General features: G+C 59.7%; 11 protein-coding genes and 3 tRNA genes. 8 read left to right on the top strand and 6 right to left on the bottom strand.

Going from position 1 to position 17,451, the window contains the following annotated elements; translation table 11 throughout:
• The first annotated feature begins 190 nt into the window (after positions 1-190).
• A complete protein-coding gene (locus AC6I1V_RS10790) occupies positions 191-1,372 on the top strand; it encodes an iron-containing alcohol dehydrogenase (protein WP_302551316.1) in 1,182 nt (393 codons plus the stop codon).
• A gap of 1,049 nt (positions 1,373-2,421) precedes the next feature.
• Here AC6I1V_RS10790 and AC6I1V_RS10785 read toward each other — a convergent pair.
• Both AC6I1V_RS10785 and AC6I1V_RS10780 read right to left on the bottom strand, forming a co-directional pair.
• On the bottom strand, positions 2,422-3,258 hold the full coding sequence (locus AC6I1V_RS10785) for a hemolysin family protein (RefSeq protein ID WP_302551317.1): 837 nt from the start codon (positions 3,256-3,258) through the stop codon (positions 2,422-2,424).
• Between the two features lie 314 nt (positions 3,259-3,572).
• Entirely contained in the window at positions 3,573-4,688 is a 1,116-nt protein-coding gene (locus AC6I1V_RS10780) for an ABC transporter permease (RefSeq protein ID WP_486854651.1), read from the bottom strand.
• A 37-nt stretch (positions 4,689-4,725) separates the two neighbouring features.
• On the opposite strand from AC6I1V_RS10780, the gene AC6I1V_RS10775 reads away from it, so the two are divergent.
• Positions 4,726-4,902, top strand: coding sequence for a hypothetical protein (locus AC6I1V_RS10775; RefSeq protein WP_486854652.1), 177 nt, complete (start codon positions 4,726-4,728; stop codon positions 4,900-4,902).
• Positions 4,903-5,421: 519 nt separating this feature from the next.
• Here the strand turns inward: AC6I1V_RS10775 and AC6I1V_RS10770 are convergent.
• Genes AC6I1V_RS10770 through hlyD form a run of 3 tightly spaced genes read right to left on the bottom strand, consistent with a single transcriptional unit; the run spans position 5,422 to position 9,859 of the window.
• Positions 5,422-6,588 carry an ABC transporter permease gene (locus AC6I1V_RS10770; protein WP_302551320.1) on the bottom strand — a complete coding sequence of 389 codons (1,167 nt, stop codon included), beginning with the start codon at positions 6,586-6,588 and terminating at the stop codon, positions 5,422-5,424.
• Positions 6,585-8,867 (bottom strand): ATP-binding cassette domain-containing protein, encoded by a 2,283-nt coding sequence (locus AC6I1V_RS10765; protein WP_497736988.1) that lies wholly within the window; start codon positions 8,865-8,867, stop codon positions 6,585-6,587. Before AC6I1V_RS10765 ends, AC6I1V_RS10770 begins: the two co-directional genes overlap by 4 nt.
• Positions 8,864-9,859 carry a secretion protein HlyD gene (gene hlyD, locus AC6I1V_RS10760; RefSeq protein ID WP_486853577.1) on the bottom strand — a complete coding sequence of 332 codons (996 nt, stop codon included), beginning with the start codon at positions 9,857-9,859 and terminating at the stop codon, positions 8,864-8,866. Before hlyD ends, AC6I1V_RS10765 begins: the two co-directional genes overlap by 4 nt.
• A 207-nt stretch (positions 9,860-10,066) precedes the next feature.
• Here hlyD and AC6I1V_RS10755 point away from each other — a divergent pair, with 207 nt between their 5' ends.
• Positions 10,067-10,732: a TetR/AcrR family transcriptional regulator gene (locus tag AC6I1V_RS10755; protein WP_308770431.1), complete on the top strand. Its 666-nt coding sequence runs from the start codon at positions 10,067-10,069 to the stop codon at positions 10,730-10,732.
• Positions 10,733-11,263: 531 nt separating this feature from the next.
• Here AC6I1V_RS10755 and thiC read toward each other — a convergent pair.
• Positions 11,264-12,547: a phosphomethylpyrimidine synthase ThiC gene (gene thiC / locus AC6I1V_RS10750; protein WP_308770432.1), complete on the bottom strand. Its 1,284-nt coding sequence runs from the start codon at positions 12,545-12,547 to the stop codon at positions 11,264-11,266.
• A 306-nt stretch (positions 12,548-12,853) separates the two neighbouring features.
• On the opposite strand from thiC, the gene AC6I1V_RS10745 reads away from it, so the two are divergent.
• From AC6I1V_RS10745 to tuf, 5 genes are all read left to right on the top strand, one after another.
• The gene (locus AC6I1V_RS10745; protein ID WP_308770433.1) at positions 12,854-15,502 is read left to right on the top strand and encodes a M16 family metallopeptidase; all 2,649 of its coding nucleotides are present in this window, start codon (positions 12,854-12,856) and stop codon (positions 15,500-15,502) included.
• A gap of 188 nt (positions 15,503-15,690) precedes the next feature.
• Positions 15,691-15,766 (top strand) — tRNA-Thr (locus tag AC6I1V_RS10740).
• A 108-nt stretch (positions 15,767-15,874) separates the two neighbouring features.
• Positions 15,875-15,960 (top strand) — tRNA-Tyr (locus tag AC6I1V_RS10735).
• 63 nt (positions 15,961-16,023) lie between these two features.
• Positions 16,024-16,099: transfer RNA gene (locus AC6I1V_RS10730), tRNA-Gly, on the top strand.
• Between the two features lie 156 nt (positions 16,100-16,255).
• Complete coding sequence (gene tuf, locus AC6I1V_RS10725; RefSeq protein ID WP_302551325.1) at positions 16,256-17,449, top strand: elongation factor Tu; 1,194 nt, start codon at positions 16,256-16,258, stop codon at positions 17,447-17,449.
• The last annotated feature ends 2 nt before the right edge of the window (positions 17,450-17,451 follow it).

Raw genomic sequence — 17,451 nt, 5'->3', positions numbered from 1 at the left:
GCAAAAAACAATTTTTATAGATAAAAAAATCTTTTTTCACATGCCGTGTATTTTATAAAAGCCTATTGACCTGTTTTTTGAAACATCATACGCTGACCCAAAAGAGAGAAGAAGGTTTCTATACTTTCTTTGGTCCCGCTTTTCTTCTTGCCTTGTTTATGTCCATCTATAAACAGTGGAGGATACCACAATGGCTATTGTTGAAAAAGTTGACGGCTTCTTTATTCCTAACGTTACGCTTATTGGTGTAGGCGCTGCAAAAGCTATCCCTGAACGTATCGTTTATCTGAACGCCACGAAGCCGCTGCTTGTCACGGACAAAGGTATCGTCCACACCGGCATTCTGAAACAAATTACGGATATCCTCGACGAAGCGGCGATGGAATACGCCATCTATGATGAGACGGTTCCGAACCCCACCGACATCAATGTCGAAGCCGGCGCCGAACTGTACCGCAAAGAAGAGTGCGACAGCCTTATCTCCATCGGCGGCGGCTCCTCCCATGACTGTTGCAAGGGCATCGGCCTCGTCGTTTCCAACGGCGGCAAAATCCACGACTACGAAGGCGTGGACAAGTCCACCAAGGCCATGCCCCCCTACCTTGCCGTAAACACCACTGCGGGCACCGCCTCCGAAATCACCCGGTTCTGTATTATCACCGACAGCGTCCGCAAAGTGAAAATGGCCATCGTCGACTGGCGCATCACGCCGAGCGTCGCCATCAACGACCCCATCCTGATGGTCGGCATGCCCCCGGCCCTGACCGCCGCCACCGGCATGGACGCGCTTACCCATGCGGTCGAGGCCTACGTCTCCACCGGCGCTACCCCGCTGACCGACGCCTGTGCCGAAAAGGCCATCAAGCTGGTTTCCGAAAACCTGCGCCGCGCCGTCGCCAACGGCAATGACATCCATGCCCGCGAAGGCATGTGCTACGCCCAGTACCTTGCCGGCATGGCCTTCAACAACGCCAGCCTTGGGCACGTCCACGCCATGGCCCACCAGCTTGGCGGCTTCTACAACCTGCCCCACGGCGAGTGCAACGCCATCCTCCTGCCCATCGTGGAAGAGTACAACCTGCTCGCCCATCTTGACAAATTCATCAATATCGCCCGCATGATGGATGAGCACGTAGACGGCCTCTCCAAGCGCGACGCCGCCGAACTGGCCATTTCCGCCATCCGCCGCCTGTCGCAGGATGTGGGCATCCCGTCCAGCATCACCGCGCTTGCCAAGCGGTACGGCAAGGAAGTCAGCCGCGACGACATCCCGACGATGGTCGCCAATGCCCAGAAGGACGCCTGTGGCCTCACCAACCCGCGCAAGATGACCGACGCCGCCGTTCAGCATCTGTACGAAATCGCGTTCTGATTAGGATTGAAGTGAAGATATCGGGGGAGGGCGCTTTTTGAAAAAAGCCCCCTCCCCCGAACCCCCTCCCGCAAAAACTTTGACTGGTGGGGAGGCTGCGCGGCAGGAGTCCCGCCGTATGGAAAGGGAAGGCCATCATCTGTGGCTGTTTTGTTTCCGTAGTAGGGTGAAGCAGATAGGCATTTCTTCATTTTCCCGTTGGCGGGTTTCATAACTGAAGAATTGTGTTGCTTCTTTCTTTAGGCCATGTCGTCGATTAATATATTGAAATCATTAAATTATTTTTTAAATTGCAAAAAATTATTTCAATAATTTTATGTAGTTATATTTTAAACAACGACACGACCCAGGGAGTCAGAAAAGAAAACAGCAATCGCTTGTTGCGCCGCAGACAAAAAATAAGCCGTTCCCTGCTTCCGTTATAGTTTTTGGCTCTGTCATAGATTAAAGTATGTGGTTGCTTTATTTTCACAGTACAATGAAAACACAGCCTTTTTCTCCAATTTTCCTCTTGGCGGAATACAGGGCTAAGGCATTCATCGGTTAGCCCTTTGGAACTTCAAGGAAAAAGGCATCAACCATTTTCTATGAAAGGCCTAGGTTGTGTTGTTATTTTACATATAACTATTTGAAATCACTAAAATAATATTTTATAGCTTTGAAAAATAATTTCATAGTTTCAATAGATTATATCTAGTTGACGACACAATCTCGCTTTTTTGTTGAAGAGAGGCGGCGGGGCGCCATTTCCAATGGGCCGTTTTAAAATTTTTGGAGAAAAACGATTTCATGACTGCCCGGCGCCTACCTCCACACCGGGCAGAGGACGCTGGTAACCGTCCGCAAATGAAAAGGGAAAGGCCGGAACCCCAGCATTGGATTCCGGCCTTTTCTTGCGTTGGAAGCCCCCCACAAAGGGGGGGAATCTTCTATAAGCTCTTTCGTGGACGGTGGAAAGGCGAAAGCCCCCTGCAAGGGGGAGCCATCCTACCGTGATGTCCGGGCGGGAGACGTACGCCGGAAAGCTCCCCGCAAAGGGGAGCCCCCGTCTATTCGGCGCCGTCCTCTTCCTGCGTGGCGGGTTCCACGATCACACGGCGGATTTGTTTGGCGTCGGCTTCGTCCACGATGAACCGCCAGCCGCCGCACTCAAAAATTTCTCCCTTTTCAGGAACATGCCCGGCTTCAAGGCACAGGTAGCCGCCGATGGTATCCACCTCGTCAGCTTCCAGCTTGATGCCGAGTTCTTCCAGATCCTCAAGGTAGGCGCGGCCGGACAGCGCATAACGCGAATCCCCAAGCGGATGGATATCCTCTTCCTTGGGCGCATCGTGCTCATCCTCAATGTCGCCCACGATCTCCTCAAGGATGTCCTCGATGGTGGCAAGGCCGGACGTCCCGCCATATTCGTCCACGGCGATGGCGATATGGTTCTTGCGGGACCGGAATTCCTGAAGCAGCTCGCTCACGATCTTGGTTTCGGGTACAAAAAAGGGCGAACGCATGATTTCGTCCACCGGAGTATGGTGCTTGGCCGGATCAATGAGGAGGCTGATGAGATCCTTGGCATAGGCGATCCCGATGATGTTGTCGCGCGTATCCTTGTAGATGGGCAGTCTGGAATGTCCGGTTTCCAAAATGCACTGCGCCACCTCGCTCACGGGTGCGCCCGTAGGCATACAGTCGAAATCAGTCCGCGGGGTCATGATGTCCTGCACCTGCACGTCGTCAAGGCGCAGGATGCTCAGGATCATGGAGCCTTCGGCGAGATCCAGTTCCCCTTCGTCGCGGGCTTCCATGACGGCCTGCTCGATTGAGTCCCCAGAGCGGCCTCCGAACAGGCTGCAAACCCGATCCCACAAACTTTTGTCCGTACTTCGGTCCAAGCGTATCTCCTCAGGTAAAGGTGAAGGGACGACGGCGTTCCTGCCGGGCAGGGGCTGCGCCTGATCCCTGGGTGGAGCCCACATACACTATTCCATTCGCCTTTGCTACCGGCGGCGGCCTCCCGGACGCCCTTCAGGGGGCCCCGGCAACGCCTTGCGCGGCATGGTCTTTTCTTTATAGCCATTCCTGAACCGATACGCAACGTGCCGGGCCCTGGGAGGCATTCGCCTTTACAAGGGAAAGCGTATTTCAACCATCTAAAATCCAAAAAGAATTCTTTAGAAAAATCATCAAAAAGGCGAATGTCTCGGCCCTAGGCCTTGCGCGTAAACATCCAGATCGCGCACAGCATGGATACCGCCGTGATCGCGGCGATCCGCGCGCTGCTGTCCAGCGCCGCGCTCATGGTGATGTCCTTGAGGAACAGCCCCTGAAGGATCACGATAAAATGCCTCAGCGGGTTCAGTTGGCTCAGATCCTGTAAGAACATCGGCATGTTGTTCACGGGCGTCATGAATCCCGAAAGCAGGATGCACGGCACGCCCACGGTAAAGCACCCCAAAAAAGCCTGCTGCTGCGTGGAGGCGAACGAGGACACCATAAGCCCGATGCTGCTCACCGAAAGCGAGAACAGCAGCATGGTCACGTACAGCACCGCCACAGACCCCACAAACGGCACATCGAAGAACCCGATTATGGAGAAAAAGAAGATGGTCCCGTGCACAAGCCCGACCACACAGCCGGGGATCAGCTTCCCGCAGGCGATCTCCACCGGGCTCGCGGGCGAGACAAGCATCTGGTCGAACGTGCCGAGCTCCCGTTCCCGCGCCACGGTCAGCCCGGTAATGATCATTCCCATCAAGAAATTGATCGTGCCGATCAGGTTCGGCAGGATGAACCAGCGGAAATCGAGGTTCGGGTTGAACCAGTTCAGAGCCTCGACCTCAACGCGGGAAGGCTTGGCCTGCACGAAAGCGGGCGTCGCCGTCGCCAGCCCCTGTACGATCTGCTGGACATACTGCGTCAAAATCTGGGCTGTATTGGATCGCCGACCGTCCAGCAGCAACTGCACCTCGGCGGGCACGCCCCGCTCCACCTTGGCGGAAAAATCGTTCTGGAAGTGCATCACCACCAGCACGTCCTGACGGTTGATGGCTTCCTCGGCCTTCTTGAAATCGTCCTCGAACGTGATGTGCCGGAAGGTCGGCGAACCGCGCAGCCGGCTGATGACCTCCTGGCTCCAGTATCCTGAATCTTCATTGATCACCACCACGTCCACGTTTTTTACTTCCATCGTGGCCGCCCACGCAAAGATGAAAATCTGGATGATCGGCGGGATCAGCACCATGAACCGGCTCTGCCGCGTGCCCATGAGCACCAACAGCTCTTTCCGCGCAATCGCAAGGATACGGCGAAGCGTTCGCATCATACAATAGACCTCCGGCAACGAGACATTCACGTTTGCAATGAAAGCCGCATTGCAACTATCCAAAATGAATTTTTTAAAAAGGCTGCGTCATAGAAAATGGTTGATGCTTTCTTTGAAATTCCAAATGGATAACCAACAAAATATTTTAGCTGTGGATTCCGCCAAGGGGAAAACCGGAGAAAAAGGCTGTATTTTCACCGCACTGTGGAGATGAAACAACCACATATATAACAGAGCCTTTAAAAATCATCGAAAAGGCGAATGTCCCCCAGCAACAGACGGCGGCCCCTTGCCCCTGCATTGAGAGGAAGGCAAGAGGCTGGAGGGGCTCCTTTTCAGAGGCACTCTCCCCAAGGTTCACACATCCAACCGCATACAATAGACCTCCGGCAACGAGACATTCACGTTTGCAATGAAAGCCGCATGGCAACTATCCAAAATGAATTTTTTAAAAAGGCTGCATCATAGAAAATGACTGATGCTTTCTTTGAAGTTCCAAAGGGATAACCAACAAAGTGTTTTAGCCGTAGCTCCCGCCATGGGGAAAACCGGAGAAAAAGGCTGTATTTTCACTGCACCGTGGAGATGAAACAACCACATACTGTAACAGAGCCTTTAAAAATCATCGAAAAGGCGAATGTCCCCCAGCAACAGGCGGCGGCCCCTTGCCCCTGCATTGTGAGGAAGGCAAGAGGCTGGAGGGGCTCCTTTTCAGAGGCCCTCTCCCCAAGGTTCACACATCCAACCGCTTCACCAGCTTCCTGTACGTAATGACCAGAAAGGCGGCGCCAAGCCCAAGCATGAAGGCCATGCGCGGAAGGAACACAGGCCAGATGTCCCCGGCAAGGAAGACCGTCTGAAGCGCCGTGTTGAAATGCCGCGCGGGGATGGCCAGCGTAAGGTATTGCAGCGCGTCGGGCATACTGTTGATGTCAAAGATGAACCCGGACAGGATGACGGCGGGCAGGAACCCGGTGATCAGCCCGGTCTGGGCGGCAAGGAGCTGCTGCTTGGTGAGGATGGAAATGAGCAGCCCCTGCCCAAGCGCGGGCATGAGGAAGGTGCTCGACAAGAGGAACAGGGCGAACACCGAGCCGCGCAGGGGAACCTCAAACAGGAACACCCCCGCCAGCGCGCAGATGGTCATGGAAAACATGCCGAGGAAGTAATACGGGATCAGCTTTCCGAGCAGGATCTGCATCCGGGTCACGGGCGTGGCGAAAAGGGCTTCCATCGTCCCCCGTTCGTACTCGCGGGCAATGACCAAGGCTGTGAGCATGGTCCCGATAAGCGTCATGACGATGGTGATGGAGCCGGGCACCAGATACCAGCGGCTCTTCGCCGCCGGGTTGAACCAGTAGCGCGGGGCCACGTCAAGGGGCTGCTTCTGGACAACCCCGCCGGGCGTCCGCGTCTGCTGCCAGTTGGCGATGACGCCCTGGCTGTAGCCGCGTATGAAGTTCGCCGTGTTCGGCTCGCCTCCCGACACGATCACCTGAATGGGGGCGACAGCCGCCTTGCCCTGCCCGCCCACAAGCAGCGCCTCAAAGTTGTAGGGGATGACGATGAAGCCCGAAATCACGCTGTCGCGCATCATACGCCCGGCTTCGGAACGCGACCGGGCCTCATGGACGCGGAAGTTCGGGGAGTGGGCGAAATTTTCCTGCAATTGCAGCCCCGACCGGCTGTTGCTCTCGTCGAGGATCACGATGTCCATGACCCCGGCGTCCAGCGTGATGCCGTAGCCGAACAGCAGCAGGAAGATCATGGGCAGGATTGCCGCGACCAGATAGGAGGACGGATCACGGATAATCTGCTTGCTCTCCTTGCCCATGAGCGCGAAAAGCTGCGCGAGCCACTGGAAAGCGGGCCGCGCCCGGCCCGGATCGGCATTGCTCATGCGTGACCTCCCTTACGCTGCACGTCCTCAATATAGGCAATAAACGCCTCTTCAAGCGTCATGTCCGCCGCGCCGCCGTTTTCCCCCGCTCCGGGCGCTTTGCCTTTGAGCTCGTCGGGCGTGCCCCGCGCAATGATCCCGCCCTGAAACACCAGCGCGATTTCATCGCAGTATTCTGCCTCTTCCATAAAGTGGGTCGTGACGAGCACCGCCACGCCGTTCTGGGTCATGGCGTTGATATGCTTCCAAAATTCCCGGCGCGTCCGGGGATCGACGCCCGATGTCGGTTCGTCAAGGAACAGCACGGGCGGCTCGTGCAGCGTGGCGCAGGCCATGGCAAGGCGCTGCTTCTGTCCGAGCGGCAGGTTGAACGCCCGGACATCCCGGAACGGCCCCAGATCCAGCGCCTCGACAAGCTGTTCGATACGCGGCTTCACCCTGCTCCGCTCCAGCCCGTACAGATCCGCCATGAGGCGCATGTTCTGCTGCACGGTCAGTTCGCCGTAGAGGGAAAACTTCTGCGCCATATAGCCGAGTTTGGCCCGTGCGGCCCCGCCCGCGGTGAGCAGGTTCATGCCCGCGACGAAGCATTCCCCCTCGGTGGGGCGTGACAGGCCGCACAGCATTCTGAACGTGGTGGACTTCCCCGCCCCGTTGGGGCCAAGCAGCCCGAAGATGCGCCCCGGCTGCACCTCGAAGGTGATGTCGTGCGCCGCGACGAATGTCCCAAACTTCTTGGTCAGGCCCACGGCGCGGATCACAGGCTGTGCGGCGGGAACGGGGGGCGGGGTGGAATCGCCGGGGGAAGGGAGGGGAAACTTTTCTGAAGAAAAGCTTTCCCCTCCCTTCCCCCGGACCCCCATCCCTCCTCTTCCAAAGACTTTTGCGCTTATCGAATCCCTGTCCCCATGCTTCCCCGAAGGCGAAGAGGCCGAAGAAGATGATGACTCTGTTGAGGAGATGCCCGCGACGGACGGTTTACTCAGCTTGGCGTTCTCCCCGGCATGGGAGCCGCCCGCCCCAGCCGGTTCAACGGAAGGCCGGGAGGCGGCCCCACCTTCCGAAAGGGCCCCCGCCTCCCGCCCGCGTGCGAAAGTCTTGGGAAGGGGAAGGGAGGGGGTCCGGGGGAGGGAAGGGGATAACCTTTCTCCAGAAAGGTTTCCCCTTCCCTCCCCCGGTTCTTCCACGCCCCCCCTCCCGCTCACGGGCAAAAACGGGGAGGGCCGCTGATCCATGCCGCCCACGGCGTCGATGTAGGCGTCCTCAAGGCGCGGCGCGACGGGGTGCAGCTCAACGCCGTTGCGGGAAAACGGGCCGCCGTGCGGATCACGGAGCACCACCCGGATGCGGTTGCCCTGAATGAGTGCATCGCGGATATCCGGCTCCTGCTGCCAGCGGGCCAGCATCGCCCGCGCTTCGCCGGACGGCGGCACGAAGGAAAAGACGCGCTTCGCCACCCGGCCCGTAAACCCGGCGGGCGGCCCCTGATACACAAGGCGCCCCTGATCGAGCATCAGCACATGGGCGCAGCGCTCGGCCTCATCCATATAGGCCGTAGACCAAAGCACCGACATGCCGCCCACGGCGAGCTCGGACACCATTTTCCACAGCTCGCGCCGGGAAAGCGGATCGACGCCCACCCCCGGCTCATCGAGCAGCAGCAGGCGGGGCGTGGTCAACAGCGCGCAGGCAAGGCCGAGCTTCTGCTTCATGCCGCCGGAAAGCTTTCCCGCCAGCCGATCCGTAAACGGCGTCAATGCCGTGAACGCCAGCAGCTTTTCAAACATGGCCCGACGCGCCGGGCCCTCAAGCCCGCGCAGCTCGGCATGAAGGTTAAGGTTGTCGATGACGGACAGATCTTCATACAAACCGAAACGCTGCGGCATATACCCGACATCACGGACGGCTTCGCCCGGCGCATCGGGGAGGGGCGCACTCCCGGACACGGCCCGCCGGTTTGAAGCCGTACGGCTCTCCCCATCGGAACCGGGCGCGCGCCCAAGCACGGGCGGAAAACGGCGGGCAGGGTTTCCGGGGGCATCGGAGCCGGGCGCACGCCCAAGCACTTCCACGCTGCCGGATGTCGGCAGGAGCAGCCCGGCCAGCAAGCGCATGAGCGTCGTCTTGCCAGCGGCGTCCGGGCCTACAAGCCCCACGACCAAACCGGAGGGGACATCCGCCGTCAGGCTGGAAAGCGCGGGAGGCGTGCCCGGCGGCACGTCAGGAAAAACCTTGGAAACGCCCTGAAGCCGGATCACAGGCTGCGGCGAAGGGCTCACGGCCTGCCTCCGTCCTTGCGGAGCGTCACGGTGACGGGCATCCCCTGCCGCATCACGTTGTCGGGATCGTCGGCGATGACGCGGAAACGGAACACCAGATCATTCCGCACTTCCTTGGTTTCCACGGTCTTCGGCGTAAATTCGGCGGTCGGTGAAATGAAGCCGATGTGCCCCCGGTACGTTTTGTCCGGCGTGGCGTCGATGGACAGGAGCACCTCCTGTCCGGGCCGGATGTTCCCAAGGTTCGGCTGCGTGACATAGGCCCGTATCCACACGGGATTGTTCAGCGTCACGGTATAGACGGTCTGCCCGCCCTGCACCACCGCGCCGATCTCGTGCACGCGGGTCAGGATCACGCCGTCCTGCGGGGCGAACAGCTCGGTATCCTGCAAATCCGTCGTTGCGCGGGCGAGTCCGGCGCGGGCGGCCTCCACCGCCGCCTTCTGGCGCTCAATGTCTTCGGAGCGGTACCCGCTTTCCATAAGCTGCAACTGTTCGCGGGCGGCGTTGCGGCGGGCCAGCGCATCGCCATAGGACGCGCGCGCCTCGTCAAGGGACTGCTGCGAAACGGCGTTCTGCCGCCGCAGCCGCTCCACGCGCCGCAGGTTGCTGGCGGCGTTCGCATACACGGCCTGCGCCCCGTTCAGGGTGGCGCGCGCCTGCTCGATGTCTTCCGTGCGATACCCCGCAGCCATCTTCCTCAATTCGATTTCCTGCATGGAAAGCTCGGCGGCGGCCTGATCAAAGACCTCCTCATACGGCTTGGCATCAAGGCGCGCGAGGCGTTCCCCCGTTTTCACCACGTCGCCCTCTTCCTTGAAAAGTTCGGCCACGCGCCCGCCCACGCGAAAGCCAACATCCACCTGCCGGATGTCCACGTTGCCGTACAGCGTCAGCAGATCCGAAGGCTGCCGCTTCCCGCCGTACAGCCACCAGATGCCCCCGGCGGCGCAGGCAAGGGCAACGAGAATCAGAATGATGCGCTTCAACATGGATGCCTCCGACATGAAGAATCAGGATGAAGGAAACCGGGAGAAGGGGAGCCCGCGGCCCGGATCGGGGGTTTTGGAAAGCCATCCGCGGACGGCCTGCAACAATCTGCCTGAGATACGAGGATAGGAAAAGGATAATATCAAGTCAAATTAAAATTTCAATTTTAAATTTGACTTGTCGGCCGATTTTGCCTACAAAAAGCCATTATGAACAAAACAAATCCCCCTCAGCGCCCCAAACGCGCGCAGCGGAGCGACGGCCGCTCAACGCGGGCCATTGTCCTTGAGGCCGCAGGCAAGGTTTTTGCCGAACGGGGCTTCGCCGAAGCCACCAGCAAGGAAATATGCGAACGGGCGGGAACGAACGGCGCAGCCGTGAACTACTATTTCGGCGGCAAGGAAGGCCTGTACGAGGAAGTGCTGATCGAGGCGCACCGGCAAATGCTGAGCCTGGAGGATTTAAACATGATCATCGCTTCCGAGGCTGCGCCGGAAGAAAAGCTCCGTGTGTTTCTGGAGCACATCATCCGTACCGCCATGAACGCTTCCGATCTCTGGGGGATCAGGATCTTCCTGCGCGAGCTGGCCTCGCCCTCGCCCTTCGTGCCCAAATTCATCACAACGGCGGTATTCCCGAAATCCCAAAAACTCCGGGAGCTGATCCGGGACATCACGGGCCTTCCGCCGGATTCCCCCGCCGTGCAGCGGGCGACGGCCCTTGTCGCCCTCCCCTGCATGGGGCTCATCCTCTTCCCGGAAAAGCTCCGCACCCTCATGCTTCCCGCCACCGCAGGCGATGCGGAGGGCCTGCTTGAAGACATGCTGGCGTATATGCTCGGCGGCCTTCGCGCCTTGGGGGAAACGGCCCGGTAGGGCGTCTGGAATATTTTGGAGGGGGCGGGGGAAACGTCCTGGAGAACGTTTCCCCCGCCCCCTCCAAGCCTCCCCCTCCCCCTCCCCCTTCTAAGACTTTCCCCCCTATCGAATGGCTTTGTTAGAGTACGCGGTTGTTTCATCTCCACAGTGCGATGAAAAACAGAGCTTTTTTCTAGCATTCCCCTTGGCGGGAGCCACGGCTAAGGCATTTTTCCGGTTATCCCTTTGGAGTTTCAAGGAAAAAAGCATCAACTATTTTCTATAACACAGCCTATCGAATCCCTTTTTCCAGCTTTCCCTGCGGCGGAACCGCCTGCCGCTTTCGGCTCTTTTGGCTGATAGGCAATGGTTTGAACGTGGGGCCTGAAAAAATTTGCTTCGGGAAATACGAGGGAAGGGGGAAAGGGAAAGGTGGGAGACGTGCCGGTGGCATTGAAAAAGGGAGGGGCATATCCCCTCCCCTTTCACAATGGCTAAAGGGCGTTCAAACGGGGGAAGGCTGCAAAAAAAGACGCCCTCCCCGGCTGGCTACATTTTTTTGGCGTCCCGAAGCATTTTCACCGCGCAGAAGTTGCCGCACATGGCGCAGGCTTCCTCGTGCTTATGGGGTTCGCGGCGTTTGTCGAGGATAGCGGGATCGATGGCGGCTTCGCGCATGGCGGGCCAGTCAAGGGACATGCGGGCCTTTGCCATCTTGGCTTCGCGGGCGAGGGCGTGGGGGCGGCCAAGGGCCACTTCCCCGGCCTGCGCAGCCACGCGGGAGGCCATGATGCCCTGCCGCACGTCGTCCATGTCGGGCAGGGTCAGGTGTTCGGCGGGCGTCAGGTAGCACAGGAAGTCCACGCCCACGCGCACGGCCATGGCCCCGCCGATGGCCCCGGCGATGTGGTCGTAGCCCGGCGAGGAGTCGATGGTCAGGGGCCCCAACACGTAGAGCGGCGCGCCGTGGGTCATCTTCTTGATGCTGATGATCTGCGCCTCGACTTCGTTCATGGGCACATGGCCGGGGCCTTCGATCATGCACTGTACGCCGTATTCGAGGCCGCGCTTGGCAAGCGCGCCGAGGGTCATGACTTCTTCCCACTGGGCGGCGTCACCCGCGTCGCATCCCGCGCCGGGGCGCAGGCCGTCGCCGAGCGACAGGGTCACGTTGTACTTGCGGGCCAGTTCGAGCAGGCGGTCATACCCGGTCAGCAGTGGGTTTTCCTTATCGTTCTTGAGCATCCAGCGGGCAAGGATCGACCCGCCGCGCGACACGATGCCGAGCGCGCGCTCGCCGCGGGCGGCCCATTCGGCCCCGCGCCGGGTCAGGCCGCAATGCAGGGTCATGAAGTCCACGCCCTGCTCCGCCTGCATTTCGACTTCGGCGAACAGTTCTTCGGGATCGATGTCGGCGGGATCGCGATCCTTGTCGATATAGCGCTGCGCCACCGAGTACAGCGGCACAGTGCCGAGGGGCAGGGGAGTACGGGCGAGCATATCCCGGCGGATCGCCACAAGATCGCCGGCAATGGACAGATCCATGACCGTATCGGCCCCGGCTTCCCGTGCGACTTCGAGCTTGCGCATTTCGCAGCCGGGGTGGTTCTGGAAAGGCGAAGTTCCGATATTGGCGTTGACCTTCACCCGGCTCGGCTGCCCGACGAGAATGGGCTTGACGTTGGCGTGGTTGGGGTTGCCGAGCAGAACCATTGTCCCGGCTTCGATGGCCGAGGTGATGGCTTCCGGCGTCAATCCCTCGTACTCGGCCAGCGCGGGCAAATGCGCGGCGAGCAGGCCCTGAAGGGCCGCATTTTGAGTGATGATGGACACTAAAGACTCCTCATTGGATTTGCCGGGGCAGGAGGCCCTCCGGCAGCTAAGGGGTACGGCTTCCGCTACCCGCCCATTGTGCCGCAGGAAACCGAACTCCGCAAGCGTTCAACGCGTATGATAAATCATTCTGCACTGGTGTGCGGCCTTGCCTTCTCAACCGTCCGGCCTTACTTTGCGGGGAAATGCAAGCAATCCGGCAATGCGCGGCCCCCCATGCGGGGCGGGCGCGAAGCGCCGCCCGCGGTGCGCCGGAAAGGAGTTCCCCCCATGCCTTCATGCCTCAAACTGCTGACAGGAGCCTTCATGAGCCTCTTTCTGGGTGTCGCGGCCGGGGCTGCGATCGCCGCCCCTTCGCCGTCATCCGGGGTTCCCGACATCGTCCCGGCCATCCCCGATCCGCTTTCCGGAAAAGAGGAGCAGGTCACTAAATTGCCCAACGGGCTGTCCGTGCTCATCCTGAAAGACACCCGCTTCCCCCTCGTCTCCACCCGCCTCTACGTCCACGCCGGTTCCTCGTATGAAACGCCGGATCAGGCGGGCATCAGCCACGTGCTCGAACATATGGTGTTCAAGGGCACGGACAGCCGCCCCAAAAGCGCCATCAGCCAGGAAGTGGAATCCGCGGGAGGCTACCTGAACGCGGCCACGAGCTATGACTATACGGTGTACATCACCGACATGCCCGACCGCCACTGGAAGCTCGGCATGGACGTAGTCCGCGACATGGCTTTCCACCCCACGCTCGATCCGCAGGAGCTGGAATCCGAAAAGAACGTCATCGTCGCCGAACTCCAGCGCGGCGAGGACGATCCGGGCAGCCGGATGTTCAAGACCCTGATGGCGAATACGCTGAAGGGCACCCCGTACGATCGCCCCATCATCGGCTATGAGAAGACCATCCGCGCCCTGACCACGCAGAACCTGCGCGACTACATCGCCAAGTATTACCAGCCGCAGAACATGCTGCTCGTGGTCGTGGGCAACGTCGATCCCGCCGAAGTGCTCGCCGAAGCGGAAAAGATGTTCGCGCCCTATAAAAACGCCACCCCGCTCAGCGAAGTCATGCCCTACGAGGCCGACCGCCTCCCCCTGCCGGGCAGCAGGCCCTCGCTGGTGATACAGCCCGGCCCGTGGAACAAGGTGTATCTTGCCGCGGCCCTGCCCGTGCCCGGTTCGTCAAGCTACCAGTCCGCCACGCTGGACGTGCTGGCCTACCTGCTCGGCGGCGACCGCACCAGCCTTTTCTACAAGACCTATAAATACGAGCGCCAGCTTGTGGACAGCATCAGCGTTTCCAACGTGGGCTTTGAGCGCATCGGCGCGTTCGTGGTCATGGCGGAGCTTGACGCGGGCAAGGTGGAGCCCTTCTGGACTTCGCTCACCAAGGATTTCGCCGCGCTGGACGCTTCGGCGTTCACCCCCGAACAGTTGGAGCGCGCCAAGCTGAACCTTGAAGACGATCTGTACCGCTCCAAGGAAACGCTGTCCGGCCTTGCCTCCAAGATCGGCTACTTCCAGTTCTTCATGGGCGGCGATCAGGGCGAACGGAACGCCATCGAAGCCCTCCGCAACGTGGACAACAATATGCTCAGGCAGGTGCTGGCGACGTGGGTGCGGCCCGATCGCCTGACCACCGTAGTCCTGCCGCCCAAGGACGCCAAGATGCCGGACATGCAGGCCATCCTCGACAAGGAATGGAAGTCCGGGGCCAAGGCTTCCGCGGCGAAGGCGGCGGAAGCGGGCAAAACCGAGGTCATCGATCTCGGCAAGGGCCGTACCGTTGTCCTCATCCCGGACAAGACCCTGCCCTACGTTTCCGCGAACCTGACCTACTCCGGCGGCGACGCGTTGCTGAAGCCTTCCGAACAGGGCCTCTCCGCGCTCGCCTCCAACGTGCTGACCAAGGGCACGGCGAAGCGCAGCGCCACCGAAATGCAGGCGTTCCTTGCCGATCGCGCGGCGGGGCTTGCGGCTTCGTCCGGGCGCAAGACCTTCTCGGTAAACCTCACCACGCCCGCCCGCTTCAACGAGGATTTGTTTGAGCTGCTCGGCGAGGTGGTCACCGCCCCCGCGTTCAGCGAAGATGAAACGGCACGCGGCATCAAGGATCAGCTCGCCGCCATCAAATCCCGCGAAGACCAACCGCTTGGGCTCGCCTTCAGGAAGCTGCCGCCCTTCCTCTTTCCCGGCAGCGTATACGGCTACCTTCAGCTTGGGGAACCGGAAAACGTGCGGAAATACGACGCCGCCCGGCTCCGCAGCTTCTGGGACCGCCAAAAGGCCCGCCCGTGGGTGCTCGCCGTATCGGGCGATTTCGACCGCGATCAGGTATTGGCGTTCGCCAAGGGCCTGCCCGCGCCCGATCAGGGGAAAGTGGACGTGCCCGTCCCCGCATGGGGCACAAGGCCGGAACTCGACATCCCCATGCCGGGGCGCAGCCAGGCCCACCTCATGCTGATCTTCAAGACCGCCCCCAACACCAGCCCGGATACGCCCGCGCTGGATCTGCTCGAAACGTCGCTCGGCGGCATGGGCGGCCCGCTCTTCCGCGACCTGCGCGACAAGCAGGGCCTCGGCTACACCGTGACCGCCTTCAACCGCCAGACCTCGGAAAACGGATACATGGTCTTCTACATCGGGACGGAACCCGGCAAAATGGCGCAGGCGGAAGAGGGGTTCAGGCGGATCATCAACGATCTGCACCAGAATCTCCTGTCGGAAGAGGATGTTAACCGGGGAAAGAACCAGCTTGAAGGCGACTATTACCGGAACATGCAAAGCCTCGGCAGCCGTTCGGGTGAGGCCGCGGCCCTGACGATGGAGGGTTACCCGCTCTCCTTCACCAAAGACCAAATAGAAAAGAGTAAAAAGGTAACCCCTGAACAACTCAGGGAAATCGTCAAAAAATACCTGAATGTCGGCTCGGCATACACGATAAAAGTCTTGCCTTAATTCGCAAAGCGCCCTATAGATTCGGACGCGGGTTCGGAAACGGCCCCGCGCCCGAATCCGCTGGTCGGATTTGTGGGGTTGCCTAGATAACGGCAGACAGGGCAAAGCCCGTTTTCCGATTATTTTTGCGGCAGGGGCATTTTTTGCTTGCCAAACCCAAACGGATTGTGTAAGAGCTAGTCCCTGTTGCTGGTGTAGCTCAACTGGCAGAGCAGCTGATTTGTAATCAGCAGGTTGCGGGTTCGAGTCCCATCACCAGCTCCAGCAAAAGCCGCAAGGCTTCCGGTTCGCCGGATGGAGCACAAGCGGAAGCGATTCCGCGCGCATCGACAAAAACAGATTGCAATGGCCCTGTTTTTGTCTTCCTAAAGTGGAGGGGTTCCCGAGTGGCCAAAGGGAACAGACTGTAAATCTGTCGTCGTGAGACTTCGGAGGTTCAAATCCTCCCCCCTCCACCAGATGAAAAAGCTGACACGGCTGTAGGAGACAGGTAAAAACTGTCAGGGGACTACGGCATACAGGCGGGAATAGCTCAATGGCTAGAGCATCAGCCTTCCAAGCTGAGGGTTGCGAGTTCGAGTCTCGTTTCCCGCTCCACACCTGCCTTTTCCTCCTCCCCCCATTTTGCCGTGCCTAACGTATCGGGATGCCAGAGCGCTGCCAGATTGATGGCCAGTGATGGATGGTCTTGTGACGCCACAGGCTCTGTCCCATAAAATCCGTTATCTTCTGCAACCAAGAAGGGAGACCGTCATGGGTAAGGAAAAATTTACGCGTACCAAGCCTCATATGAACATTGGTACTGTCGGTCACATCGACCACGGCAAGACCACTCTGACTGCCGCCATCACCAAAGTCGCTGCCATGAAGCAGGGCGGTAAGTTCATCGCGTACGACGAAATCGACAAGGCTCCGGAAGAAAAGGAACGTGGCATCACCATTTCCACCGCCCACGTCGAATACGAAACCGACAACCGTCACTACGCCCACGTGGACTGCCCCGGCCACGCCGACTACATCAAGAACATGATCACCGGTGCCGCCCAGATGGACGGCGCGATCATCGTGGTCGCCGCCACCGACGGCCCCATGCCCCAGACCCGTGAGCACATCCTGCTCGCCCGTCAGGTCGGTGTGCCCCACCTCGTCGTGTTCATGAACAAGTGCGACCTCGTCGACGATCCCGAACTGCTCGAACTCGTCGAAATGGAAGTCCGTGAACTGCTGAGCTCCTACGGCTACCCCGGCGACGACATCCCGGTTGTCCGCGGTTCCGCTCTGAAGGCCCTGGAATGCGACAGCGCCGATTCTCCCGACGCCCAGTGCATCCTTGAGCTCCTCAACGCTTGCGACACCTACTTCCCGGATCCTGTCCGCGAAACTGACAAGCCCTTCCTGATGCCCATCGAAGACGTGTTCTCCATCTCCGGCCGCGGCACCGTGGTGACCGGTCGTGTGGAACGCGGCATCATCAAGGTTGGCGACGAAGTTGAAATCGTGGGCATCCGTCCCACCGTGAAGACGACCTGCACCGGCGTTGAAATGTTCCGCAAGCTGCTCGATCAGGGCGAAGCCGGCGACAACATCGGCGCTCTGCTCCGCGGCACGAAGCGTGACGAAGTGGAACGCGGCCAGGTTCTCGCCGCTCCCAAGAGCATCACGCCCCACAAGAAGTTCAAGGCTGAAGTGTACGTTCTGTCCAAGGAAGAAGGCGGCCGCCATACCCCGTTCTTCACCGGTTATCGTCCTCAGTTCTACTTCCGTACCACCGACATCACCGGTGTCATCGCCCTTGAAGAAGGCGTGGAAATGGTTATGCCCGGCGATAACGCTACCTTCAACGTCGAGCTCATCCACCCCATCGCCATGGAAAAGGGCCTCCGCTTCGCCATCCGCGAAGGCGGCCGTACCGTCGGCGCCGGTGTTGTGACCGAAATCGTGGAGTAAAG

It is taken from the genome of Bilophila sp. T19-St14 (assembly GCF_059728385.1).
This window is presented reverse-complemented; position numbering and strand designations above follow the sequence as displayed.

Excerpts from the sequence above, each read along its gene's own strand:
- tuf (WP_302551325.1), top strand. The coding sequence starts at position 16,256 with ATGGGTAAGGAAAAATTTACGCGTACCAAGCCTCATATGAACATTGGT.
- AC6I1V_RS10755 (WP_308770431.1), top strand. The coding sequence starts at position 10,067 with ATGAACAAAACAAATCCCCCTCAGCGCCCCAAACGCGCGCAGCGGAGC.
- AC6I1V_RS10775 (WP_486854652.1), top strand. The coding sequence starts at position 4,726 with ATGAAAGCCGCATTGCAACTATCCAAAATGAATTTTTTAAAAAGGCTG.
- AC6I1V_RS10780 (WP_486854651.1), bottom strand. The coding sequence starts at position 4,688 with ATGATGCGAACGCTTCGCCGTATCCTTGCGATTGCGCGGAAAGAGCTG.
- AC6I1V_RS10770 (WP_302551320.1), bottom strand. The coding sequence starts at position 6,588 with ATGAGCAATGCCGATCCGGGCCGGGCGCGGCCCGCTTTCCAGTGGCTC.
- hlyD (WP_486853577.1), bottom strand. The coding sequence starts at position 9,859 with ATGTTGAAGCGCATCATTCTGATTCTCGTTGCCCTTGCCTGCGCCGCC.
- AC6I1V_RS10745 (WP_308770433.1), top strand. The coding sequence starts at position 12,854 with ATGAGCCTCTTTCTGGGTGTCGCGGCCGGGGCTGCGATCGCCGCCCCT.
- AC6I1V_RS10790 (WP_302551316.1), top strand. The coding sequence starts at position 191 with ATGGCTATTGTTGAAAAAGTTGACGGCTTCTTTATTCCTAACGTTACG.